Origin of the sequence: Streptomyces sp. NPDC006365, assembly GCF_042870755.1 — a bacterium.
GTDB lineage: Bacteria > Actinomycetota > Actinomycetes > Streptomycetales > Streptomycetaceae > Streptomyces > Streptomyces xiangluensis.
Genome location: NZ_JBIAHS010000011.1, coordinates 119366 through 141472, shown reverse-complemented (window position 1 = coordinate 141472; position 22107 = coordinate 119366). Strand labels below are relative to the sequence as shown.

At 69.3% G+C, this 22107-nt stretch carries 24 protein-coding genes and 2 tRNA genes; 14 read left to right on the top strand and 12 right to left on the bottom strand.

What is annotated here, in order from left to right; genetic code table 11:
* The first annotated feature begins 48 nt into the window (after positions 1 to 48).
* The gene (locus ACFYO0_RS27940) at positions 49 to 1143 is read left to right on the top strand and encodes a PDZ domain-containing protein (protein ID WP_388681354.1); all 1095 of its coding nucleotides are present in this window, start codon (positions 49 to 51) and stop codon (positions 1141 to 1143) included.
* A gap of 37 nt (positions 1144 to 1180) precedes the next feature.
* On the opposite strand, the gene ACFYO0_RS27935 is transcribed toward ACFYO0_RS27940, so the two are convergent.
* Positions 1181 to 1738, bottom strand: coding sequence for a PPA1309 family protein (locus ACFYO0_RS27935; RefSeq protein WP_386339254.1), 558 nt, complete (start codon positions 1736 to 1738; stop codon positions 1181 to 1183).
* A 135-nt stretch (positions 1739 to 1873) separates the two neighbouring features.
* On the opposite strand from ACFYO0_RS27935, the gene ACFYO0_RS27930 reads away from it, so the two are divergent.
* From ACFYO0_RS27930 to ACFYO0_RS27915, 4 genes are all read left to right on the top strand, one after another.
* A complete protein-coding gene (locus ACFYO0_RS27930; RefSeq protein WP_388681618.1) occupies positions 1874 to 4798 on the top strand; it encodes a UPF0182 family protein in 2925 nt (974 codons plus the stop codon).
* Between the two features lie 65 nt (positions 4799 to 4863).
* A tRNA-Met gene (locus ACFYO0_RS27925) sits at positions 4864 to 4937 on the top strand.
* A gap of 229 nt (positions 4938 to 5166) precedes the next feature.
* A complete protein-coding gene (locus ACFYO0_RS27920; RefSeq protein ID WP_388681351.1) occupies positions 5167 to 7008 on the top strand; it encodes a sel1 repeat family protein in 1842 nt (613 codons plus the stop codon).
* Positions 7009 to 7135: 127 nt separating this feature from the next.
* Positions 7136 to 7209 (top strand) — tRNA-Met (locus ACFYO0_RS27915).
* 67 nt (positions 7210 to 7276) lie between these two features.
* Here the strand turns inward: ACFYO0_RS27915 and ACFYO0_RS27910 are convergent.
* From ACFYO0_RS27910 to hisN, 6 genes are all read right to left on the bottom strand, one after another.
* Positions 7277 to 8407, bottom strand: a complete 1131-nt coding sequence (locus tag ACFYO0_RS27910) for an ABC transporter substrate-binding protein (RefSeq protein ID WP_388681349.1) — start codon at positions 8405 to 8407, stop codon at positions 7277 to 7279.
* On the bottom strand, positions 8404 to 9276 hold the full coding sequence (locus ACFYO0_RS27905; protein ID WP_388681347.1) for an ABC transporter permease: 873 nt from the start codon (positions 9274 to 9276) through the stop codon (positions 8404 to 8406). Before ACFYO0_RS27905 ends, ACFYO0_RS27910 begins: the two co-directional genes overlap by 4 nt.
* Entirely contained in the window at positions 9273 to 10040 is a 768-nt protein-coding gene (locus ACFYO0_RS27900) for an ABC transporter ATP-binding protein (protein ID WP_388681345.1), read from the bottom strand. The genes ACFYO0_RS27905 and ACFYO0_RS27900 overlap by 4 nt, the downstream gene beginning before the upstream one ends.
* A gap of 140 nt (positions 10041 to 10180) precedes the next feature.
* Positions 10181 to 10597, bottom strand: coding sequence for a Fur family transcriptional regulator (locus ACFYO0_RS27895; protein WP_388681342.1), 417 nt, complete (start codon positions 10595 to 10597; stop codon positions 10181 to 10183).
* Positions 10598 to 10733: 136 nt separating this feature from the next.
* Positions 10734 to 11126, bottom strand: coding sequence for a cyclic nucleotide-binding/CBS domain-containing protein (locus tag ACFYO0_RS27890; RefSeq protein ID WP_388681339.1), 393 nt, complete (start codon positions 11124 to 11126; stop codon positions 10734 to 10736).
* Positions 11127 to 11289: 163 nt separating this feature from the next.
* Positions 11290 to 12090: a histidinol-phosphatase gene (gene hisN, locus ACFYO0_RS27885; RefSeq protein ID WP_388681337.1), complete on the bottom strand. Its 801-nt coding sequence runs from the start codon at positions 12088 to 12090 to the stop codon at positions 11290 to 11292.
* Between the two features lie 199 nt (positions 12091 to 12289).
* Between hisN and ACFYO0_RS27880 the strand changes: the two genes are divergently transcribed.
* Positions 12290 to 12901, top strand: coding sequence for a TetR/AcrR family transcriptional regulator (locus ACFYO0_RS27880; RefSeq protein ID WP_388681334.1), 612 nt, complete (start codon positions 12290 to 12292; stop codon positions 12899 to 12901).
* Between the two features lie 73 nt (positions 12902 to 12974).
* Here ACFYO0_RS27880 and ACFYO0_RS27875 read toward each other — a convergent pair whose 3' ends face one another.
* The 4 genes from ACFYO0_RS27875 to ACFYO0_RS27860 form a co-directional block, all read right to left on the bottom strand.
* On the bottom strand, positions 12975 to 13298 hold the full coding sequence (locus ACFYO0_RS27875) for a DMT family transporter (RefSeq protein ID WP_388681332.1): 324 nt from the start codon (positions 13296 to 13298) through the stop codon (positions 12975 to 12977).
* A gap of 121 nt (positions 13299 to 13419) precedes the next feature.
* Positions 13420 to 14430, bottom strand: a complete 1011-nt coding sequence (rsgA, locus tag ACFYO0_RS27870) for a ribosome small subunit-dependent GTPase A (RefSeq protein ID WP_388681329.1) — start codon at positions 14428 to 14430, stop codon at positions 13420 to 13422.
* Between the two features lie 16 nt (positions 14431 to 14446).
* Positions 14447 to 15763, bottom strand: coding sequence for a 3-phosphoshikimate 1-carboxyvinyltransferase (gene aroA, locus ACFYO0_RS27865; RefSeq protein WP_388681326.1), 1317 nt, complete (start codon positions 15761 to 15763; stop codon positions 14447 to 14449).
* An 82-nt stretch (positions 15764 to 15845) separates the two neighbouring features.
* The gene (locus ACFYO0_RS27860) at positions 15846 to 16568 is read right to left on the bottom strand and encodes a M50 family metallopeptidase (RefSeq protein WP_388681323.1); all 723 of its coding nucleotides are present in this window, start codon (positions 16566 to 16568) and stop codon (positions 15846 to 15848) included.
* Between the two features lie 51 nt (positions 16569 to 16619).
* On the opposite strand from ACFYO0_RS27860, the gene ACFYO0_RS27855 reads away from it, so the two are divergent.
* The 4 genes from ACFYO0_RS27855 (at position 16620) to rsrA (ending at position 19386) form a co-directional block, all read left to right on the top strand.
* Entirely contained in the window at positions 16620 to 17435 is an 816-nt protein-coding gene (locus tag ACFYO0_RS27855) for an SOS response-associated peptidase (RefSeq protein ID WP_388681321.1), read from the top strand.
* Position 17436: 1 nt separating this feature from the next.
* A complete protein-coding gene (locus tag ACFYO0_RS27850) occupies positions 17437 to 18081 on the top strand; it encodes an alpha/beta family hydrolase (protein WP_388681318.1) in 645 nt (214 codons plus the stop codon).
* A 310-nt stretch (positions 18082 to 18391) separates the two neighbouring features.
* Positions 18392 to 19075, top strand: coding sequence for an RNA polymerase sigma factor SigR (gene sigR, locus ACFYO0_RS27845; protein WP_388681315.1), 684 nt, complete (start codon positions 18392 to 18394; stop codon positions 19073 to 19075).
* Complete coding sequence (gene rsrA, locus ACFYO0_RS27840) at positions 19072 to 19386, top strand: mycothiol system anti-sigma-R factor (protein WP_388681311.1); 315 nt, start codon at positions 19072 to 19074, stop codon at positions 19384 to 19386. Before sigR ends, rsrA begins: the two co-directional genes overlap by 4 nt.
* A 106-nt stretch (positions 19387 to 19492) precedes the next feature.
* On the opposite strand, the gene ACFYO0_RS27835 is transcribed toward rsrA, so the two are convergent.
* Positions 19493 to 19858 carry a hypothetical protein gene (locus ACFYO0_RS27835; protein ID WP_388681308.1) on the bottom strand — a complete coding sequence of 122 codons (366 nt, stop codon included), beginning with the start codon at positions 19856 to 19858 and terminating at the stop codon, positions 19493 to 19495.
* Positions 19859 to 20010: 152 nt separating this feature from the next.
* Here ACFYO0_RS27835 and ACFYO0_RS27830 point away from each other — a divergent pair, with 152 nt between their 5' ends.
* The 4 genes from ACFYO0_RS27830 (at position 20011) to ACFYO0_RS27815 (ending at position 22098) form a co-directional block, all read left to right on the top strand.
* On the top strand, positions 20011 to 20385 hold the full coding sequence (locus ACFYO0_RS27830; protein WP_388681305.1) for a hypothetical protein: 375 nt from the start codon (positions 20011 to 20013) through the stop codon (positions 20383 to 20385).
* The gene (locus ACFYO0_RS27825; RefSeq protein WP_388681303.1) at positions 20382 to 21224 is read left to right on the top strand and encodes a hypothetical protein; all 843 of its coding nucleotides are present in this window, start codon (positions 20382 to 20384) and stop codon (positions 21222 to 21224) included. Before ACFYO0_RS27830 ends, ACFYO0_RS27825 begins: the two co-directional genes overlap by 4 nt.
* Complete coding sequence (locus ACFYO0_RS27820; protein ID WP_388681300.1) at positions 21224 to 21580, top strand: hypothetical protein; 357 nt, start codon at positions 21224 to 21226, stop codon at positions 21578 to 21580. The genes ACFYO0_RS27825 and ACFYO0_RS27820 overlap by 1 nt, the downstream gene beginning before the upstream one ends.
* Positions 21581 to 21708: 128 nt before the next feature.
* A complete protein-coding gene (locus ACFYO0_RS27815; protein ID WP_386339195.1) occupies positions 21709 to 22098 on the top strand; it encodes a roadblock/LC7 domain-containing protein in 390 nt (129 codons plus the stop codon).
* Positions 22099 to 22107: the final 9 nt, after the last annotated feature.

The window sequence follows — 22107 nt, the reverse complement described above, 5'->3', positions numbered from 1 at the left end:
GGGCGGCCCCGACGGTGCACTGACAGGGTGGTCCCGTACTGTCGTTCCATGCCACGCCGCACCGCGACGATGCTCGCCTCCACCCTGATGCTGATCGCGCTCCTGTGCGCAGGGGTCTTCATCAATGTGCCGTACTCGGAGATGTCACCCGGTCCGACGGTGAACACGCTCGGCGAGCACGACGGTGAGCCGGTGCTGCAGATCTCCGGCCGCAAGACCTACCAGGCGGACGGCCATCTCAACATGACGACGGTCCGCGTCACGAGCGCCGGCTACAAGATGAACCTCGTCGAGGCTGTGTACGGCTGGCTGGCGCACGACAACAAGGTGGTCCCGCACGACACGCTCTATCCCGACGGGAAGACGGAGGAGCAGTCGACACAGGAGAACGCCGAGGAGTTCAGCCAGTCCCAGGAGAGCGCCAAGGTCGCCGCCCTCAAGGAGCGGAACATCCCGGTGAAGTCCTGGACCATCGTCTCCTCCGTGCTCAAGGACAGCCCGGCCGAGGGCAAGCTGCACGCGGGCGATGTGATCAAGGCTGTGGACGGTACGCAGGTCAAGGCGTACGACGAGGTGGCGAAGCTGGTCACCAAGCACAAGCCCGGCGAGAAGGTCGTCTTCACCATCGTGCCCGCCAAGGAGCAGGCCGCCGCCGAGAAGGAGAAGCGGCCGGCGACGAAGACCGAGGACATCACCATCACCACGACGAAGTCGGACGACGATCGCGAGGAGCGCGCGATAGTCGGCATCGCGGCCGGGACCGATCACACGTTCCCGTTCACGATCGACATCAAGCTCGCCGACGTCGGGGGTCCGAGCGCCGGCCTGATGTTCGCCCTCGGGATCGTCGACAAGCTCACCCCGGGAGACCTCACCGGCGGCAAGTTCGTGGCCGGCACCGGCACCATCGACGACAACGGCAAGGTCGGCCCCATCGGCGGCATCGAGATGAAGACGGTCGGCGCCCGCGACCAGGGCGCCGAGTACTTCCTGACGCCCAAGGACAACTGCGCGGCAGCCGCCCGGGACATCCCCGATGGGCTCACCCTCGTCAAGGTCGAGACCCTTGACGACGCGATGAAGGCCCTCGGGGACATCCGCGGCGGCAACACCGACGACCTGCCCCAGTGCACGAAGGGCTGAGCCGGCTCATGACGCACTACGCCACGTACTGCAAGTGCTACTCGGCGAATGTCGCCGCCAGTGCCTCCGCCAGCCCCGGCACCAGGTCGGAGCCGGTGAGAACGTCGGTCGCCGCATCCTTTTCGCGCAGCCGCAGTGCCGACTCGCGCTTCCCGCCGCGCAGCACGCCGACGGTCATCCGGACCTCCTGGCGCTCGGGATGCTCGGCGACCCACTTCGCCAGACGCTTCTCGTCGAGACCGTCCGGAACGGACGCCTCCGCGGACGGCGGCAGCATCAGCCGCTCCACGGACAGCGCGCAGCCGGCCACCGCGTCCGGCCAGGCGATGGTGCCGAGAAACTCGTCCAGGGGGCTGCCCGCGGGGAGTTCCTCCTGTTCGATGGGGGTAAGAGCGCCGTCGGGAGCGTCGTCGGCGAGACCGAGACGCGCCGCGAGACCTGGCTCCTCGGAGCGGAGCTGAGCGGTGTCGACCAGCGCGAAGAGCCGTGCGGGCTGGTCCCAGCCGAGCCCTGAGACGTACTCGTCGATTTCGAGGACGGCACGGGTCAGGGGGCCGGCCGCCATGGGGGTGCCTGTGGAGGCGGTGTTGGACATAGTCACAATCCTGCCTCGTTCGGACCCGGAACCGGGAACCGAGTAAAGCATCAGTAAGTTGCATAGATGTGGCCCTGCGTTCGCCGGGCCCGAAGACCAAGACCGAACTTCGAGGTGCACACCTTGGCTTTCCAGATGCCGGACCGCGGCGGAGGCCCGACGGGGCCACGGATCAGAGTGGGCCGACCGTCCCGGCGCGTCCGGACGCTGCTCATGACACTGGGCGTACTGGCCGTGCTGGCCATGGCGTTCGTCATGTTCGCGGGGTTCTGGACGGACTGGCTCTGGTATCGATCGGTCAAGTACTCCTCAGTCTTCACCACCACCCTGTGGACCAAGATCGGGCTGTTCTTCGTCTTCGGGCTGCTGATGGCCCTGGCCGTTGGCGTGAACATCTGGCTGGCCCACCGGCTCAGGCCACCCCTGAGCGCCATGTCGATGGAGCAGCAGAGCCTCGACCGCTACCGCATGGGCGTGGCCCCGTACAAGAAGTGGATCCTGCTCGGGATCACCGCCCTCGTCGGGCTGATCGCGGGCGCCTCCGCGGCAGGCCAATGGCGTACGTGGCTGATGTGGGTGAACGGGGTCTCCTTCAACCAGAAGGACCCCCAATTCCACCTCGACGTCTCCTTCTACGCCTTCGACCTGCCCTGGTACCGCTTCCTGCTGGGCTTCGGCTTCGCCGCCACGATCCTCGGTGTGATCGCCGCCGCACTGACCCACTACCTGTACGGCGGACTCCGGATCACCAGCCCCGGCGCGCGTGCCACGGCCGCGGCCACCGGTCATCTCTCCGTGCTGCTCGGCCTGTTCGTCTCCCTCAAGGCGGTCGCGTACTGGCTCGACCGGTACGGCCTCGCCGTGAAATCCAGTGACTTCAAGGCCACGGACAACTGGACGGGCCTCAGGTACGTCGACGCGAACGCGTATCTGCCCGCCAAGACCATCCTGTTCTGCATCGCCGTCATCTGCGCCCTGCTGTTCTTCGCGACCCTGTGGCGGCGCACCTGGCAGCTGCCCGTCATCGGCTTCGGTCTGTTGGTTCTCTCGGCACTGCTGATCGGCGGCCTGTACCCGGCGATCGTGCAGCAGTTCCAGGTCAAGCCGAATGAGCAGGCCAAGGAGACCGCGTACATCGAGAAGAACATCGAGGCCACGCGCAAGGCGTACGGCATCGACGGCGTGAAGATCGACGAGATCTCGGGCACAGGCAACGGCAACGACGCCAAGCAGCAGCGCGATCAAGCCGATTCGGTCGCGAGCTACCGGCTGAACGACCCGAACGTGGTCTCGCCGACGTTCCAACAGCTGGAACAGGAGCGGAAGTACTACCAGTTCCCGAAAACCCTGGACATCGACCGGTACAACGGTCAGGACACGATCATCGGTCTGCGTGAGCTGAACCTCGACCGCGTCGACAAGAAGAACTGGATCAACCAGCACTTCATCTACACGCACGGTTACGGCGCGATCGCGGCCAAGGGCACAGAGATCCAGCCGGGTTCCGAGGGTTCCCCGGCCTTCACCGAGCAGGGCCTGCCCACCACTGGCACCTTCAACAAGGGCTACGAGCAGCGCATCTACTTCGGCGAGAAGACCACCCAGTACTCGATCGTCGGCGGCCCCCAGAAGGAGCTGGACTACGAGGAGGCGGGCGGCCAGAAGACGTACCAGTACAAGGGCGACGGCGGTATCGCCCTGTCGAACCCGCTGAACCGCGCCGCGTACGCGGCCGCCTTCAGCGAGCCACAGATGCTGTACTCGGGCGCCATCGGTGAGGGGTCGCAGATCCTCTACAACCGCACGCCGAAGGAGCGTGTCGAGGCGGTCGCGCCTTGGCTGACCATCGACGGTGACGCCTATCCGACCGTCATCGACAAGCGGGTCGTGTGGGTCGTCGACGCGTACACCACCACGAACGGCTATCCGTACGCGTCGCGCACCACCCTCGGCGACACCACCACGGACGCGCTCACGAACGAGGACAGTCAGCGCACGGTGGTCGCCCAGCAGAACCAGGTCAACTACATCCGCAACTCGGTGAAGGCGACCGTCGACGCGTACGACGGCAGCGTCAACCTCTACACGTGGGACGAGAAGGACCCGGTCCTGAAGACGTGGAAGAAGGCGTTCCCCGACACGGTCAAGGCGAAGAGCGACATCCCGGCCGAGCTGAAGGAGCATCTGCGCTACCCGCAGGACCTGTTCAAGGTGCAGCGCGAGCAACTGGGCATCTACCACGTCACCAACGCCGACCAGTTCTACAACGCGAGTGACGTGTGGCAGGTGCCGAACGATCCGACGAGCCGAAAAGACAGCATCGCCGTACCGCCGTATTACCTGTCGCTGAAAATGCCCGGCGACGACCGGCAGCGGTTCTCGCTGACGACCACGTTCACCCCGAGCGGACGGCCGAACCTGTCCGCGTACATGGCGGTGGACGCCGATGCGAGCAGCGACGGGTACGGCACGATGCGGCTGCTCAGAGTCACCGGCGAGTCCGAGGTGGACGGACCGGTGCAGTGGCAGAGCAAGTTGAGTTCGATGCCGGCGGTCCAGGAGTTCACGCGGAACGCGGAGACGTCGAAGTCGAACATGATCTTCGGAAATCTGCTCGCGGTGCCCATGGATACCGGATTCCTGTACGTCGAACCGATCTATGTACAGGGCAGTAACGCCGAGTATCCGCTGCTGAAGAAGGTCGCTGTGTCGTACGGAGGCACCACAGCCTTCGAGGACACGCTCGCCGAGGCGCTCGACAAGGTCTTTGCGACGGAGGGCACGCCCCCGCCACCGGACGAGGGCGATGACACCACCGAGCCACCACCGGCGACGGGTGACACGACGGTCCAACAGGCGCTCGACGACGCCCAGGAGGCCTACGAGGCCGGCCAGGAAGCCCTGAAGAAGGGCGACTGGGAGGCGTACGGCCGGGCGCAGCAGGACCTCGAGGAAGCGCTGCAGCGGGCCGAGGAGGCCCAGGCCCAGCCCGACAACACCGGTGGTGGGGGCGCGGGCGACGGCGGCGACAACACCGAAGGGAGCGGCGGAAGCGGCTGACCGGCGGCTGTCAGTGACTGAGTGAAAGGCCCGTCCCGCGCCGTGATACGGTTGCCGAACAACGGCGCGGGGTGGAGCAGCTCGGTAGCTCGCTGGGCTCATAACCCAGAGGTCGCAGGTTCAAATCCTGTCCCCGCTACTGAAGACGAAGGGCCCGGATCCTCAAAGGATTCGGGCCCTTCGGCGTGTGTGGGTCGTGTGTGTGTTCGCCCATCCGACCAGGGTTGCCCCAATTAAGGCCGCTCCATGCGTGGAGAGTTGAGAAATCTGTGTTTGACTTGTCTCTCTGTGGGCATGTCGACAAAACGCTGAAGTGACCTCACTGGCTGCGGTATACCAGGTGTACCCAGGTTGCAGGTGGTGCGACGATGGACTTTATGGGGGACAAGGCAACTCTGTTGGAGACAGGGCGAATTGTGCAGCCCTCCGACCGGGACGAGACCGGCGAGGCTGCGGAGGAGGCACGCCATCGGCTCGCCGCCGAAGCCGGCGACGTCGAGGCGATGAGCGTCCTCGGAAGCCTGCTGCTGCGCCGCGGCGATCTCGACGGAGCCGAGCCTCAGCTGCGTGCTGCCACCGCCGCCGGTGACCGTGCCGCCGCCAACAACCTGGGTGTCCTCCTGCACCAGCGCGGATACGCCGACGAGGCCGCGGGCTGGTGGCGGATCGCCGCCGTCGCCGGATCGGCCGCCGCCGCGCACGCGCTCGGCCGCCACCACCGTGAGCGTGGAGACGAGCCCGCCGCCGAGTACTGGCTGCGCCAGTCCGCCGAGCAGGGTCACACCCTCGGTGCGTACGCGCTCGCCGACCTCCTGGAGCACCGCGGTGACGCCGCCGCCGAGGCATGGATGCGGGCCGCTGCCGAGCGGGGTCACCGCGAGGCGGCCTACCGGCTCGCCCGCGCGCTGGACCGGCGGGCTGCCGCCGGCGAGCCCGCAGTGCCCGCACAGTCCACGGAGCAGGGCGGCGCCGACCAAGCCGACAAGAGTGCCGGACTGTCCGTGATGGCCGAGGCCGAGCAGTGGTACCGGCAGGCCGCCGCGCGCGGACACCGCAGGGCCGCACTGCACCTCGGCGTCATCCTGGAGAAGCGCGGGAAGCTCAAGGAGGCCGGGCGCTGGTACCTGACGTCCGCCAAGGACGGCGAGGCACGCGCCGCCTGCGCGCTCGGGTTCTTGCTGCGGGACGCGGGCGACACCGAGAGCGCAGCCGTGTGGTGGCTGCGCGCCGCCCAGGACGGCGACGGGAACGCCGCCAACGCCCTGGGCGCGCTGCACGCCGAGCGCGGCGAGACACAGACCGCCGAGCGCTGGTACCGCGCCGCGATGGACGCCGGTGATGTGAACGGCGCCTACAACCTCGCGCTGCTCTGCGCCGAGCAGGGCCGGACCGGACAGGCCGAGCAGTGGTACCGCCGTGCGGCCTACGCGGGACACCGCGAGGCGGCCAACGCGCTGGCGATCCTGCTGCTCCAGGTCGGCGACGCGGCCGGGGCCGAGCCCTGGTTCTCCAAGGCCGCGGAGGCCGGCAGCGTCGACGCCGCGTTCAACCTCGGGATCCTGCACGCGGGCCGGGCCGAGGACGCCGCGGCGCTCAGGTGGTATGAACAGGCCGCTGCTGCCGGGCACACCGAGGCCGCGCTCCAGGTCGGGATCGCGCGGCTGCGGGACGGTGACGAGCGGGAGGCCGAGCGGCATCTGCGCTGTGCCGCCGGCGGAGGGAGCGCGGAGGCGGCGTACCGGCTGGCTGCCGTGCTCGACGCCCGGCGCCCGCCCTCGTCCGCGCATGAGCTGGGGGAGCCGGCGACCGAGAAGAGCGAGTGCGAGGAGTGGTACGAGCGGGCTGCCTCCCAGGGGCACCGGCGTGCCCAGGTGCGGGTCGGGATGCTGGCGTCCGCTCGTGGGGACGTGGTCGAGGCGGCCCGGTGGTATCGGGAGGCCGCGGAGGCGGGGTCTCGGAACGGCGCGTTCAACCTCGGTCTGCTGCTCGCCCGGGAGGGCAGTGAGCCGGAGGCCGCCCTGTGGTGGGCCCGGGCCGCTGATGCGGGACATGGGCGGGCCGCTTTGAGGCTTGCCCTCGTCTACGCGCGTCGGGGAGAGCTTGCGGAGGGCCAGCGGTGGGCGGACCGGGCGGTCGTCCTGGGGCCCGATGAGGTTTCCGAGCGGGCGGCTCGACTGCGGGACGCGTTGAAGGACGAACTGTCCGCTTGAGAGGCCTTCTGGGGCGCCGGGTCTGGAGGTATCACCTGCCCGCAGACCCGGCGAACCAGCCGCCCACAGGCCGCACCAAAGCGATTTGCGCTGGTCGACGCTGTTGACGTAGTGTTCAGTTCATCGCCGCGGGGTGGAGCAGCTCGGTAGCTCGCTGGGCTCATAACCCAGAGGTCGCAGGTTCAAATCCTGTCCCCGCTACTGAAGACGAAGGGCCCGGATCCTCAAAAGGATTCGGGCCCTTCGGCGTGTTTACGATCGGGCGCGTCTACGGCCGGTGGCCCACCGCCTCCCCGTACAGCGCGCGGTCGACCAGCCGGGACTCCGGAAGTGGATCGCCCTCCGAGACGCCTGCCGCGCGGTACGCGGACTGGAGGCGGTTCGTCGTCCCCGCGCGGATCTCCCAGTCCATGCGGAGGGAGGGCGTCGACTCCAGGACCGTACGATCCGTCTTCATGAGCTTGGCCAGCTCCGCCACGAAGGCCGGGTCCTTCTTGTAGTCGTCGGTGAAGTAGGTGTTGACGGTGCGGATGTATGCCCGCAGCAGCGCGACCCCAGCGTCGACGTCGTCCGTCAGCAGGTTCGGGCCGAACAGCATGCCGCCCAGGGGCTCGCCGGCCGGCTGGCCGCCGAGGAAGGCGTAGCGGTCGTCGCCGTCGACCTTGCGCCAGACCGGGTCGAGGAGCCAGGCGGAGTCGACGCCTCCGTTCTGCAGGGCGGTGAGGACGTCGGCCGAGCCGAGCGCCTGGAACTGGACCTTGTCGAGGCCGCCGCCGTGCTTCTTCAGCGCCTGGCTCATCGGATACGCGATGACCGACCCCTTGCCGATCATCGTTCCGAGCTTGCGGTCGGCCATGGGGACGTGCGACGCGCTCTCGCCGTCCTTCAGTCGCACCCACAGGCCGCTCCTCGACTCCGGGTCGGGTGAGAAGTTCCCGGCGACCCACTTGATGTCGAAGCCGCTGTTGACGCCGTTGATCACGGCGGCCTCGGGGGCGGCCCACTGGGCGTCGATGTCGCCCTTCGCGAGCAGCGGCAGTGCGTCCGGCGTCGGCAGCACCTTCAGCGTGACGTCGAGGCCCTCTTTCTTGAACTCGCCCTTGGTCACGGCCACTTGAAGCGGAGCCACATACTCCGCACTGAGCGTGCCGGTCGCGATCGTCAGCTTCCGCCGCTCCGTCAGGGGTTGCGGGGCCGGGGTGCCCTTGGCGCAGCGCGCGGGGGCACGGTCCGCCGCCAGGTCGGCCGGGTCCGTCCAGCTCCCCTGCCCGCAGCCGGACACCGCTTTGATGGTGCGCGGCTCGGAGGCCCCCGTACCCTCGCCGGAGTCCTGGGCGGCGCATCCCGCCGAAACCAGCACCGCACCTGCCACCAGGGCACCTTGCAGCGAACGCCTCATGACTGCCCCCGTCCCCGGTCGCGGGGCGCCCACGGAGTGAGTAACCGCCCCAGAATCCGTACCAGTTCGGAAAAGACGACGCCGAGTACGGCGACGCAGACGATCCCGACGAACATCACGTCGTTCTGGAAGAGCGCCCGCGAGTCGAAGATCAGATGGCCCAGACCGTTCGCCGCGGCGATCTGCTCCGAGGCGACGATGACCAGCACCGCCACCCCCGCCGCGATCCGCGCGCCCACCAGGACCGCGGGCAGTGAGGCCGGCAGCAGCACATGCCGGAACATCTGCCAGGGCGACGCCCCGAAGACCTGTCCCGCGTCGCGGTACCCGGCCGGGATCGACATCACGGCCGACATCGTGGAGATCCACACGAAGAAGAAGACGGTGGCCGCCACCAGCGCCACCTGCGGGCCCTCGCCGAGCCCGAACATGTTGAGGAAGATCGGCAGCAGGGCCAGCTTCGGTACGACGTACAGCGCGTCCAGCAGCGGCTCGAGTGCCGCGCGTACGAGGGAGAGCGAGCCCATCAGCAGGCCCAGCGCAAAGCCCGAGGCCGTGCCGATCGCGTAGCCGGCCAGTACGCGCTTGAGGGTGGCCCACACGTCCGGCCACAGGTCGCCGGCCACCGCGCGGTCCCAGCCGTCGGCCAGGATCGTGGTGGGCGCCGGGTAGACGCGGTCGTCGATCCAGGCCTGGGCGGCGGCCAGTTGCCACAGCAGGACCAGCACCAGGGGCACGGCGAGAGCGAGGGACAGCTCCAGGGTGCGGCGCCTGCGGTGGGTACGTACGGGGTGCAGCTCCCGCGGGCCCGGGCGGCGGACCAGTACGGCTGACGAATCGGTACGTTCCTTGTGTACGGCCGTGTTCATGCCGGCACCGCCTCCGGGCGCAGCAGCTGCCACAACTCGCTCTTCAGGGCGGTGAATTCGGGAGTCGAGCGAACGTCGCCGGAGCGCGGACGCGGGAACGGCGGTCGGCGTTCGGCGATGAAGCGGCCCGGGCGTGCGGACATCACCAGGACACGGTCGCCGAGGACGATCGCCTCCTCCAGGCTGTGCGTGATGAAGAGGGTGGTCGTGCGGGTGGTCTGGGTGAGCTCCAGGAGCTCGTCCTGGAGGATCATGCGCAGCTGGGCGTCGAGCGCGGCGAACGGCTCGTCCATCAGCAGGATTTCGGGCTCCACGGCCAGCGCGCGGGCGATCGCCACGCGCTGGCGCATTCCGCCGGAGAGCGTGGCGGGGTACGCGGAGGCGAAGTCCGCGAGGCCGAGGCGGGTGAGCCAGTCACGGGCCCGGGCGTTCGCCTCGCGGCGCGGGAGGCGCTGGACGTCCAGGCCGAAGCGGACGTTCGCGAGGACGGTCTTCCAGTCGTAGATGCCGTAGTCCTGGAAGATCATGGCGGCCGGGCGGGAGCTGGTGGTGCGGATCGCCAACTCGCCCGTGCTGGGGCGCAACAAGCCTGAGGCGATCCTGAGGAGCGTGGATTTTCCGCAGCCGGACGGGCCGACGATGCAGACGAACTCGCCAGGAGCGACGGTCAGGTCCAGCGGGCCCAGGGCGTCCACGGCCGAGGGGCCCCGGCCGAAGGTCCGGCTCAGATCAGTGGCTTGGAGTTTCGGGTGCGGCTCTCCCACGGTGTCTCCTCGCGGAGTGCGGTACGGACTGGTGGGCGCCGTCGACGATATGACGGACCGTCAGATACGGGAAGTCCGCGCGCAGCAGAAAGCCCCGGCTCCCATGGGATGCCGGGGCTTTGAGGAGTCGTGTCTGCGGATCAGGCCGTCGCGCAGTTCGGGCACACGCCCCGGTACGTCACCTCGACGGCCGAGACCGAGAAGCCGAAGCGCTCGGAGTCGGGGAGGTCGGCGAGAGGGTTGCCACTCGGGTGGACGTCGCGGATCGCGCCGCACTGGGCGCAGACCAGGTGGTGGTGCGGACGGTGCGCGTTCGGGTCGTACCGCTTGGCGCGCTTGTCCGTGGCGACTTCCATCACCTCGCCGAGTGAGACCAGCTCACCCAGCGTGTTGTAGACGGTCGCGCGGGAGATCTCGGGCAGCTTGGCGACGGCGCGCGCATGGACCTCGTCGGCCGTCAGGTGGACGTGGTCGCCGTCGAGGACCTCGGCCACGACGCGACGCTGCGCGGTCATGCGCCAGCCACGTCCGCGCAGTCGTTCCAACAGGTCACTCATAAAGCGCAGTCTACCAGCAGTTGACGCCAATCCCGAACAGGTGTGGTTTTGGATCTCTACTCGACTTGGACTTTATCCAGGGTAGGGGGCGGAAGCGGGCCGGATCGCCTTGCGCGGGTCCGGCCCGCCCTGCCGCTCAGGCCGGTGCGTGCTGCCGTAGCGGAGCCCAGCAGCGGATGATGTCGCGGACCGAGACGATGCCGATGGGCTCGCCGTGGTCGAGGACGATCAGATGCCGGAAGCCGCCGTGCGCCATGGCGTGCGCCGCCTCCTCCAGCGTCCAGGACGGCGTGGCGAACACGACGTCGGTGGTGGTGTGGGCGTGTGCCCGCTCGGCGTCCGGGCTCTGGCCCAGGCCGACGGAGTTGAGGATGTCGCGCTCGGTGAGAATGCCGAGCCCGCTGTCGTCGGGGTTGAGGACCACGGCTGCGCCGATGCGTCGTGCGGACATCAGCGCGGCGGCCTGCCGGAGGGTGTGATCGGGTCCGATGGTGAGGACCACCGTGCTCATGGCGTCGCGGACGAGCATGGATGGAGCCACCTCCTACGAAATCCGCTTGAGAGCGGATTCACATGTTCACAAGTGGGGGGACTCTCAGAGTCGCAGTTAAAAGGGGAGTCAACAAGAGGGCGGGTACGAGTGCTTTGGGGGTGCGCCGTCCTCCGGTTGGCGCCGGTGGTCTCAGCCGGCCTCAGTAGCGGTGGTTGAGATAGCCCAGCAGCTCGTCGTGGAGGAGGCCGTTCGACGCGGCGGCGTTCCCGCTGTGCGGGCCCGGGCGGCCGTCGAGGCCGGTGAAGCTGCCGCCCGCCTCGGTCACGATGATTGCGTTCGCCGCCATGTCCCACAGCGACAGCTCGGGCTCCGCGCAGATGTCGACCGAGCCCTCGGCGACCATCATGTACGGCCAGAAGTCGCCGTACGCGCGCGTGCGCCACACCTCGCGGGTCAGGTCCAGGAAGCCGTCCAGCAGGCTCCGCTCCTCCCAGCCGCCCAGCGAGGAGTACGCGAAGGAGGCGTCCGACATGCGCGAAACCCGCGAGACATGCAACCGGGTCGCCGAGGTCAGGCTGCGCCCGCTGAACGCGCCGTGCCCCTTCGCGGCCCACCAACGGCGGCCCAGCGCGGGCGCGGAGACCACGCCGACGACGGGCTGGTAGCCTCCCTCGCTCGCCTCCATCAGGGCGATCAGGGTGGCCCAGACCGGCACCCCGCGTACGTAGTTCTTGGTGCCGTCGATCGGGTCGATCACCCAGCGGCGCGGGCCCGTGCCCTCGACGCCGTACTCCTCGCCGAGGACCGCGTCCCGCGGGCGGGCCCGCTGGAGGTGGCCGCGGATCAGCTCCTCGGCGGCCTTGTCGGCCTCGCTCACCGGCGTCAGGTCCGGCTTGGTCTCGACCTTGAGGTCGAGCGCCTTGAAGCGGTCCATGGTCGCGGCGTCGGCGGCGTCCGCCAGGACGTGGGCGAGGCGCAGGTCATCGCGGTAGTCGGGCATGGCTGCACCGTATCTGCCCCGTTCGGCCGGGGGCCATACCGTTCGGGTGGTCCCTACAGGATCTTCCCCGCCGGAGCGGTGATCACTTCCTCCGCGCACGGCGGCGACGTACGCCCCCTTGATGCCGCCGCGAACCCTTGACAGTGACCCCATGCGCGTCAACTCTGAGCGGCAGAGCCGATCGCCCAGGGAGGCGACGATGCCTGCAGCACGGGAATCCCTCCTAGACGCCGCCTATACGTCGCTCGCTCGCCGTCCGTGGTCCACGGTGCGGATGGTCGATGTGGCCGCCGTGGCCGGAGTCTCCCGGCAGACCCTCTACAACGAGTTCGGCAGCAAGGAAGGGCTCGCACGGGCCCTCGTCCGGCGGGAGGCCGACGCCTATCTCGCGGGCGTGGAGCGGGCTCTGGTCAGCCATGGCGAGCCACGCGAGCGGTTGGCGGCGATCGCGGAATGGACCGCTACGGCGGCTCGTGGAAACCCTCTGGTGCGGGCCGTGCTCACCGGGTGCTGGAGCGAGCGGCTGCCATCGCCGACGCTGTCCGCGGTGCCGTCCTCCTCCGCCGTGCCGGCGCAGCGGCGGGCCGACGGGCCGCTGCCGTCGCCGGGGGACTTCGTGCAGGTGGTGCGCGACCGGGCCGTTACGGCGCTTACGGCGGTGGGGGCTACGAAGTCGGAGACGGCGGAGCTGGCGCGGGCCTGTGAGCTGGTGGTGCGGCTGGGGTTGTCGTGCGTGGTGGCTCCCGCCGGGGAGGGCGGGACTGCGGGCTTGGTCCGGGACGCCCTCGCGACTGTGCGGGTGGTGAGTTGAAGGGGTTCTGCGCTGCGGGTTCGTTGTGACTGGTCGCGCCCACGCCATTCAGCCCCGGGCCCCTACGGGGCGCTCAGTGGGCCGAGCCCGACAGCTGTAGTCCGATCACTCCCACGATCACCAGTGTGATCGAGACGATCTTCAAGGTGGAGACCAGGTCGCCCAGGAAGACCATGCCGTAGATGGCGGTGCCGGCCGCGCCGATGCCCGTCCAGACCGCGTACGCGGGGCCGACGTCGAGCTTTCTCAGGGCGAGGGTGAGGAGACCGAAGCTGCCCAGGGCGAAGATGGCGAAGGCGATCGTCGGCCAGAGCCTCGTGAAGCCGTGCGAGAGCTTCAGACAGACGGCGAAGCCGGTCTCCAAGAGTCCGGCGACGACAACCAGCAGCCACGCCATGTGATGCCCTCCCACGCTCCGTGACCGCTTCGCCTGGCTTGAGTCCCGCTTGGTGCGATTATGCCTTTACCGTCGTGGCGGCGATGCAAACAAAACTGAGGTCACCGGCGATCAGTTGCCCTCAGTCGCCCTCGCGCCGCTCACGCGTGGCGAGCAGCCTGCGCAGCGAGTAGAGCCGGGCAGGATCCGCGTGGCCGTCGGCCACCCATTCGTCCAGTGCGCAGTCCGGCTCGTCGTGACTGCACGCGCGCGGGCAGCCCTCGGTGCCCGGTTCGAGGTCGGGGAACGCGTGGATGACCCGGGACGGGTCCACGTGATGCAGCCCGAAGGACCGTACGCCGGGAGTGTCGATCAACCAGCCGTCATCGTCGGGCAACGGCAGCGCGAGCGCCGATGTCGTCGTGTGCCGCCCGCGGCCCGTCACCGCGTTGACCACCCCCGTCGAACGCCGCCGCTCCTTGGCCACGAGCGCGTTGACCAGCGTCGTCTTGCCGACGCCCGAGTGCCCGACGAACGCCGTGATCTTGCCGTTCAACTGCTTGCGCACCCGGTCCACCGCCTCCCCGCTCTCCAGTTCCGCACGGCTGGTCACGACATACGGCACACCCAACGCCCCGTACAGCTCAAGGAGCTCGTCCGGCGGGGCGAGGTCCGACTTGGTGAGCACGAGCAGCGGGTCGAGTCCGCCGTCGTACGCGGCGACCAGGCAGCGGTCGATCAGGCGCGGGCGCGGCTCCGGGTCGGCGAGGGCGGTGACGATCGCCAGCTGGTCGGCGTTGGCGACGACGACGCGCTCGTACGGATCGTCGTCGTCGGCCGTGCGCCGCAGGACGGAGGTGCGCGGCTCGATGCGGACGATGCGGGCGAGCGTGTCCTTCTTGCCGGTGAGGTCGCCGACGATGGCCACCCGGTCGCCGACTACCGCGGCCTTGCGGCCCAGTTCGCGGGCCTTCATGGCGTACAAGACCCGGTCCTCGACGAGACACGTCAGCCGGCCCCGGTCGACCGTGAGGACCACGCCCTCGGCGGCGTCCTCGTGCTTGGGCCGGATGTTCGTACGCGGCCTGCTGCCCTTGCGGCCCGGGCGGGTGCGGATGTCGTCCTCGTCGGTGTGCTTGCCGTAGCGGCGCATGTCCCGTGTCCGCCCGTCAGTTCCCGAGCATTCCGGTCCACAGGTCGGGGAAGTCCGGCAGGGTCTTCGCCGTCGTCGCCACGTTCTCGATCTGTACGTCCGGCACGGCGAGACCGATGACGGCGCCCGCGGTGGCCATGCGGTGGTCGTCGTAGGTGTGGAAGACGCCACCGTGCAGCGGACGCGGGCGGATGTGCAGTCCGTCGGCGGTCTCGGTGATGTCGCCGCCCAGCTCGTTGATCTCCTTGGTGAGCGCGGCCAGGCGGTCCGTCTCGTGCAGGCGCAGATGGGCCACGCCCCGGAGGGTGGAGGGCGAGTCGGCGAGGGCGGCCACCGCCGCGATGCCGGGGGTCAGCTCGCCGACCTCGCCGAGGTCCACCTCGATGCCGTGGATCGCGCCGGAGCCGGTGAACTCCAGGCCCCGGTCGGTCAGTTCGCAGGAACCGCCCATCTCGGTGAAGATCTCTCGCAGCCTGTCACCGGGCTGGGTGGTGTGCACGGGCCAGTCCGGGACGACGACCCGGCCGCCGGTGACCAGGGCCGCCGCCAGGAACGGCTGGGCGTTCGACAGGTCGGGCTCGACCGTCAGATCGCGGCCGAGCAGCGCGCCGGGCGTGACCCGCCAGACGTTCGGCTCGCCGCCCGATTCGGGGGTGTCCACCTGGGCGCCGACCGACCGCAGCATGTCGACGGTCATCCGGATGTGCGGCATGGAGGGCAGCGTCGAACCGGTGTGCCGTACCTCGACGCCCTGGTTGAAACGCGGACCGGACAGCAGCAGCGCGCTCACGAACTGGCTGGACGAGGACGCGTCGATCTCTACCGGCCCGCCCTCCAGGGCCCCGCCGCCGTGCACGGTCAGCGGCAGCGCGCCGCGCCCGTCGTCGTCGATACGGGCGCCGAGGGCGCGCAGGGCGTCGATCACGCCGTGCAGAGGACGCTCGTAGGAACGCGGGTCGCCGTCGAAGCGGATGGGGCCGTCGGCGAGCGTGGCGACCGGCGGCAGGAAGCGCATCACCGTGCCGGCGTTGCCGACGTCGACCGTGGCCGGGCCGTGCAGGCCCGAGGGGATGACACGCCAGGCCTCGCCGGAGCCGTCCGGGCCCACGCCCTCCTCGATGCCGACGCCCATGGCACGCAGGGCGTCGGCCATCAGCACGGTGTCGCGGGAACGCAGGGGGCGGCGCAGCCAGCCGGGCTCGGCCGCGAGGGCGGCCAGCACGAGGGCCCGGTTGGTGACCGACTTGGACCCGGGCACGTGGACCGTCGCGTCGACGGCTCCGCTCGCGTGCGGGGCGGGCCAGAGGGCGGTGTTCGCGGGGTTCGGGGCCATGGGCCCCACTCTAGTAGTCGGCCGTGGTTCGAGTGCGGGAGCGTTGTGGCTGGTCGTGCCCCATGGGAGGGCGCGCCGTGCTTCAGACCTGCAGAAGCCACCTGCCCCCGCCTATCAGCGAGCACAGGCTCACCGCGTGGAACAGGAACAGCCACATTCCGGCCGGGACATGGGTCAGCCGGGACAACTGGTCCGCGTCCGAGTCCCCCGCGCCGCCTCGGCTTCGCTTCGCCTGCAGCTCGAAGGCCGGGCGTACGCCGCCAAGCAGCAGGAACCAGACCACCGCGTACGCGAACGCCGCCTGCACCTGAGGGCCCGTCAACCAGGACACCACCACGAACGTGCCGCCGGTGAGGAGCACCGTGAGGGCGCCGTACGCGTTGCGGATCATCACCAGCATCGCCACGAGAAGCAGCGTGGCCAGCCACAGGAGCGCGGTGATGTGGCCCGCGGCGAGGAACGCGGCGCCGCCGAGGCCCAGCAGCGGGGGAGCGGTGTAGCCGGCCGCCGCGGTGAGGATCATGCCGAGACCGGTCGGTTTGCCGCGGCTGACCGTGAGGCCGCTGGTGTCGGAGTGCAGCCGTATTCCGCTGAGGCTGCGGCCGGTGAGCAGCGCGACCAGACCGTGGCCGCCCTCGTGGGCGATGGTGATGGCGTTGCGCGAGAGCCGCCACAGGCCGTGCGGGACGATCACGGCGAGAGCGGCGACCATGGTGGCGACGACCACCCAGATGTCGGGGTCGGGCTGGCTGCCGAAAACCTCGTCCCAGAGGGTGGCCAGCGAGGTGGCTGCGATGGCGTCCATTGTCTGCGGAGGTCTCCTCGTCTTCGCGCCAAGTCTGGCAGTGTGGCACGTATGTGCGGACGTTATGCGTCGAGTCGTAGGCCCGAGGATCTCGCAGGAATCTTTGAAGTCGAGAAGTGGGAGCCGGAGGAACAGTTCGAAGCCGACTACAACGTGGCTCCCACCAAGGACGTCTACGCGGTACTCGACCGTCCTCTTAAGGACGTCGAGGACCCCAAGCCGGTTCGCCAGCTGCGCCGGCTCAAGTGGGGCCTGGTGCCGTCCTGGTCGAAGACGCCCGAAGGCGGCGCGCGGATGATCAACGCCCGTGCGGAGACCGTCCACGAGAAGCCCTCGTACCGCCGGGCCTTCTCCTCCCGGCGCTGCATCATCCCCGCGGACGGCTACTACGAGTGGGTGACCGGCAAGGCCGAGCGCGATCTCGAGGCCGAGGGCAAGAAGAAACGGCCGCGCAAGCAGCCGTACTTCGTACTGCCCGCCGACGGTTCCGTCTTCGCGATGGCCGGGCTGTACGAGTTCTGGCGGGACAAGACGCTGCCCGACGATCATCCGCAGTCGTGGTGGGTGACCTGCTCCGTCATCACGACCGAGGCGGAGAAGTCGCCCCTCGCGGTGGCGCCGGCCGACGGCCCGCATGTTCTGGCCGACATCCACCCCCGTATGCCCTTGATGCTCACCGCCGATCGCTGGGACTCCTGGCTCGATCCGTCCCGTACGGACGTCGAGGACCTGCGCTCCCTGCTCGAACCGCCTCCGCCGGGGCTGATGCGCGCGTACCCCGTCTCCACGGCGGTCAGCAACGTACGCAACAACGGCCCGGAGCTGCTGAAGGAGCTGGAGGCGCCCGAAGAGGGCACACTCTTCTGATGTGACGCAGAGCAACGAACTCGTAGAGGTTGTGGAGACGGACGCGGGTACGGCCCGCGTCACCTGGCACAGGGCGAAGCAGGCGCGGCTGGTGCTCGCCGTGAGCCACGGCGCCGGCGGCGGCATCGAGGCACGGGATCTGCGCGCCCTCGCCGCCGAGCTGCCCGCGCACGGCGTGACCGTCGCCCTCGTCGAGCAGCCTTGGCGGGTGGCGGGCAAGAAGCTGGCGCCCGCGCCGAAGACGCTTGACGTCGGCTGGCGCGGGATCTGGCCGACGCTCGCCGGACCCGGTCTGCCGGTCGTGGCGGGCGGTCGCAGCGCGGGCGCCCGCGTGGCCTGTCGTACGGCGCGGGAACTGGGCGCCGCCGCCGTCCTCGCGCTCAGCTTCCCGCTCCATCCGCCGGGCAAGCCGGAGAAGTCGCGCGCCGACGAGCTGCTCGGGGCCGGTATGTCCACGCTCGTGGTCCAGGGTGGCAACGACCCGTTCGGGAAGCCGGAGGAGTTCCCGGAAGGCGCTTACGACCTCGTGGAGGTGCCGTACGGAGATCACGGTTTCGCCGTGCCCAAGCGTGCCGAGATCGGTCAGGAGCAGGCGCTGGGGATCCTCACCGAGGGGGTCGGGAAGTGGCTCGCGTCACTTGCGTAAGCCCGCGTAACGGGGTGGGAATGATGCGGTGGCGGCCTCTGTTGAGAGCGGCAGAAGTACTCACACCGAGTACTTGCCGTTCGTCCGAGAGGAAGTCCGCCGCATGGGTTCGACCATCTGCCCGAACCGCAGCAGTGCAACTGACCTGGACTGGTCCGTCCTGCATGCGGCAAAGACCGGCCCCGTACGGGCGGCGGGTGGACCGAATCGGCGCGCCGCCCCGACCTCCGGGCCCTCCGCCCCGACCGCAGGTCGTCTATTCTCCGATTCGAGTGGGACCGGTTTCGGTTCTACGACATCGTTTGAGGAGGTGGGTCCGGTCACTGGGACCGACGCAGGGACCGAATACGGCCAGGCGGAGCAGCCCGAGGGCCAGGGCAGCGGTACGGAGTCGACCGCCGAGCGCAACGCGCGCTTCGAGCGGGACGCCATGGAGTTCCTCGACCAGATGTACTCGGCCGCGCTGCGTATGACGCGTAACCCGGCCGATGCCGAGGACCTGGTGCAGGAGACGTACGCGAAGGCGTACGCGTCCTTCCACCAGTTCCGCGAGGGCACCAACCTGAAGGCGTGGCTGTACCGGATCCTCACGAACACGTTCATCAACTCGTACCGCAAGAAGCAGCGCGAACCTCAGCGCAGTGCGGCCGAGGAGATCGAGGACTGGCAGCTGGCGCGCGCCGAGTCGCACATGTCGACCGGTCTGCGCTCCGCCGAGTCGCAGGCGCTCGACCACCTGCCCGACTCGGACGTCAAGGAAGCGCTCCAGGCGATCCCCGAGGAGTTCCGCATCGCCGTGTATCTGGCGGACGTTGAGGGCTTTGCGTACAAGGAGATCGCGGACATCATGGGGACACCCATCGGTACGGTGATGTCCCGCCTGCACCGGGGCCGCCGTCAGCTGCGCGGCATGCTGGAGGACTACGCCCGTGAGCGCGGGCTGGTCCCGGCCGGTGCCGGAGAGTCGAACGAAGCGAAAGGCTCGGGCTCATGAGCTGCGGAGACCCGCACGAGACGGACTGCAGTGAGGTACTCGATCATCTGTACGAGTTCCTCGACAGTGAGATGCCGGACGCCGATCGCGTCAAGTACAAGCAGCACTTCCGGGAGTGCTCGCCGTGCCTGGAGAAGTACGGGCTCGAAGAGGCCGTGAAGAAGCTGGTCAAGCGGTGCTGCGGCCATGATGACGTGCCGACCGATCTGCGGTCGAAGGTCTTGGGCCGTATCGACATGATCCGCTCCGGCGAGACCGTGCCCGAGCACGACGTGACGGCCTCTCCCCAGGCGACGCCGCAGGAGTCCTGATCCCCAGACGGGCCTTACATGCCTGATGTACATACACGTGGACCGTGATCCTGGTGGGATCACGGTCCACGTGTATGTACATCAGCGGGTTCGGTCGAGGGCCCGTTCAGACCTCCAGGCTGCTCTCGATCCGTTTCAGGCCGTGCCGGGCCAGCGCCAGGTTGCTGCGGGTCCGGTCCAGTGCCAGATAGAGGAAGAGCGTCCCCTTGCTGCTGGTGAGTGGCCGGATCAGGTGGTACTGCCTGCCCAGCGTGATCAGGATGTCCTCGATCGTGTCGTCGATGGCCAGCGAGGCCAGGGTGCGCATCTTGGCGCGTACGACTTCGGTGTTGCCGGCGGCCGCGAGTTCCAGGTCGAGACCCTGGCCTCCACCGAGCGTGCCGAGCGACATGCCGCTTTCGTAGTCGACGAGGGCCACGCCGAGCGCGCCCTCCATCGTCATGGCTTCCTTGAGCGCGGTGTCGATGTTCATGCTCTTGCCCCAATTCCTCAGTGCTGCTGACCGGTCGATGTCCGGCCATCTACGATCGGATGCAAGCGATTGTGGGTCGCAAGCGGTCAACTTTATGGCTGGTTATGAAGTTGACGTTCAAAGTACTGTGTGACCCAAGGAGGTGGGGGGGAATGGGGGAAATGAGTACGGCGCTCCAGGCTTCCCTGGACCGGCTCCTCGATTCCCCGGGGGTCACCGGCGTCGCTCTCGTCGACGCGGTCACCGGTCTGACCTACGGCGCCGCGGGAGACATCGCCGAGGCGGGCGACGGGCCCGAGGTCTGCGAACTCGCCGCCCTCATCGCCGAACGGCTGGGCGCCGCGGGCGCCGAGGGCGAGTTGGAGAGCGTTGTCACCACCACCGCAAAACGCCATCACGTCCTGTTCTCCGTGGCGCGGCAGGGAGGCGATCCGCTGATACTGGCGGCCGGCCTCGACCGCGACCGGGCCAATATGGCGCTGGCCCTGCGCAGTCTGGGTGACCAGGCTGCAGAGGTACTGGCGTGACAGCGCCCCCGGCACGCAATGTGCCCGCACTGCTGCTGCGGCTCCGCGAAGAGGGCTTCAGCGGAACGGTGCGCGTGTCCGGCCTGCCAGGAGGATCGATTCACCTGCGAAACGGGCTGGTGGGCGCGATCGAGACGCCCGGGGCGCCGACCGTCACATCGGCGCTGCTCACCTCTGGGCGGATCAGTGACGAGGTCTGGCTGGCCGCATGCGCCGCCGAGCCCGACGCGGACCGGCTGGGCGGACACCTCGTGGCCGAGGACCTGATCGGCGCAGCCGAACTCGAAGTCGTCTGCACCGCGGCCGTGTTCGACGCGGCGTTCGCCATGGCGCTGAGCCCGCCGGGCGGTTGGGAGCTGAGCGACCGGGAGCCCGCGCTCGTCGCCGAGCCGGGCGTCGAGCCACGGCAGCTGACCGAGGAGACCTCCCGGCGCATGGCACTGCTGTCACGTCTGTGGGGACCGCCGGGCGAGCTGACACGTGTCCGGCCCGCTCCGGTAGCCGGGGCCGGGCCCCGTGGCTCCGACGGGTGGCTCGCGCGCCGGCACCGGGACGTCCTGGACAGCGTCAACGGACGTCGTACGCCACGGGACATCGCCTTCACGCTCGGCCGCGGACTGTACGCGGTCATGCTGGACCTGATCCGCATGGAGGACCTGCACCTCATCCAGTGGGACGCCAGGACCACCGCCAACGGCAGGCCGAGCACCGCTCCTCGTGTGCCGCAGGCCGACACGACCACCGCCGTACGGGCACCCGAGGCCGCGCCGCTGCCGAAGCGCAGACCTGGCGGCGCGTCCCCCGCACAGGACGTCGGACAGAAGAAGAAGGGAGGGTAGTGAGCACCGACGACGACCGAGCGGCACGGCCCCGGGAACGCGACGAAGCCGCGCCCCCACAGGAGCACGGACCCGAGCAAGATCACGAGCACGGACACGAGCAAGAGCACGAACAGGAAAGCGCCGCGACGGACGCCCGTCCTCCGCCGGATGCCGAACCCGGTTCTCCACCCGTTCGCACACCGTTGCCCGTACGCCGGCCGCTGCCCCGACGCGATGCCGCACCGGTCGCGCCCGCACTCCCGCCCGCTCTCCTGTCGATGATCTCGCCCGAGGAACTGGCCGCCGAGGCTCCCTCGATCGAAACGCTGCGGCGCGTCCGCCGGTCGCTGCGGAACCTTCCGGATGCCAACTGACTTCACCGGCTGATTCGACCGGCTGATTCGACCGGCTGGTTCCTGCGACTGACTCCTCCGGCCGACTCCGTCGAGCCCGCATCGAACATACCGGCACCGCATATGCCAGGACCCAAGGAGCACGATCCATGACCGAGAACCCATCGCCCGATTCCCTGACCGGCATTCTGACCTCGCTGCGTGAACGGGTGATGGGGGTCTCCGAGAGCGTCCTGTCCACCGTGGACGGCCTCCTCGTCGTCGCGGACACCGACACCGTTCACCCCGAGTCCGTCTCCGCCCTCGCCGCCGCGACCCTCGGTGTGGGACGTCGCATGGCCGACACCGCCGGTGTCGGTGCGCTCCGCGAGGTGGTGGCCCGCTGCGGTTCGGGTCACGTCATCGTCCTCGCCGTGGGCGACCGTGCCCTGCTCACGGTCAAGGGCGACGACGGCCTCGATCTCGCCGCGTTCCAGCGCGAGTCACCGGCCACGGTTGAACAGCTGACCAAGGCGCTCGCCTCCGACGTGGCGCATTGAGCGGTCTGA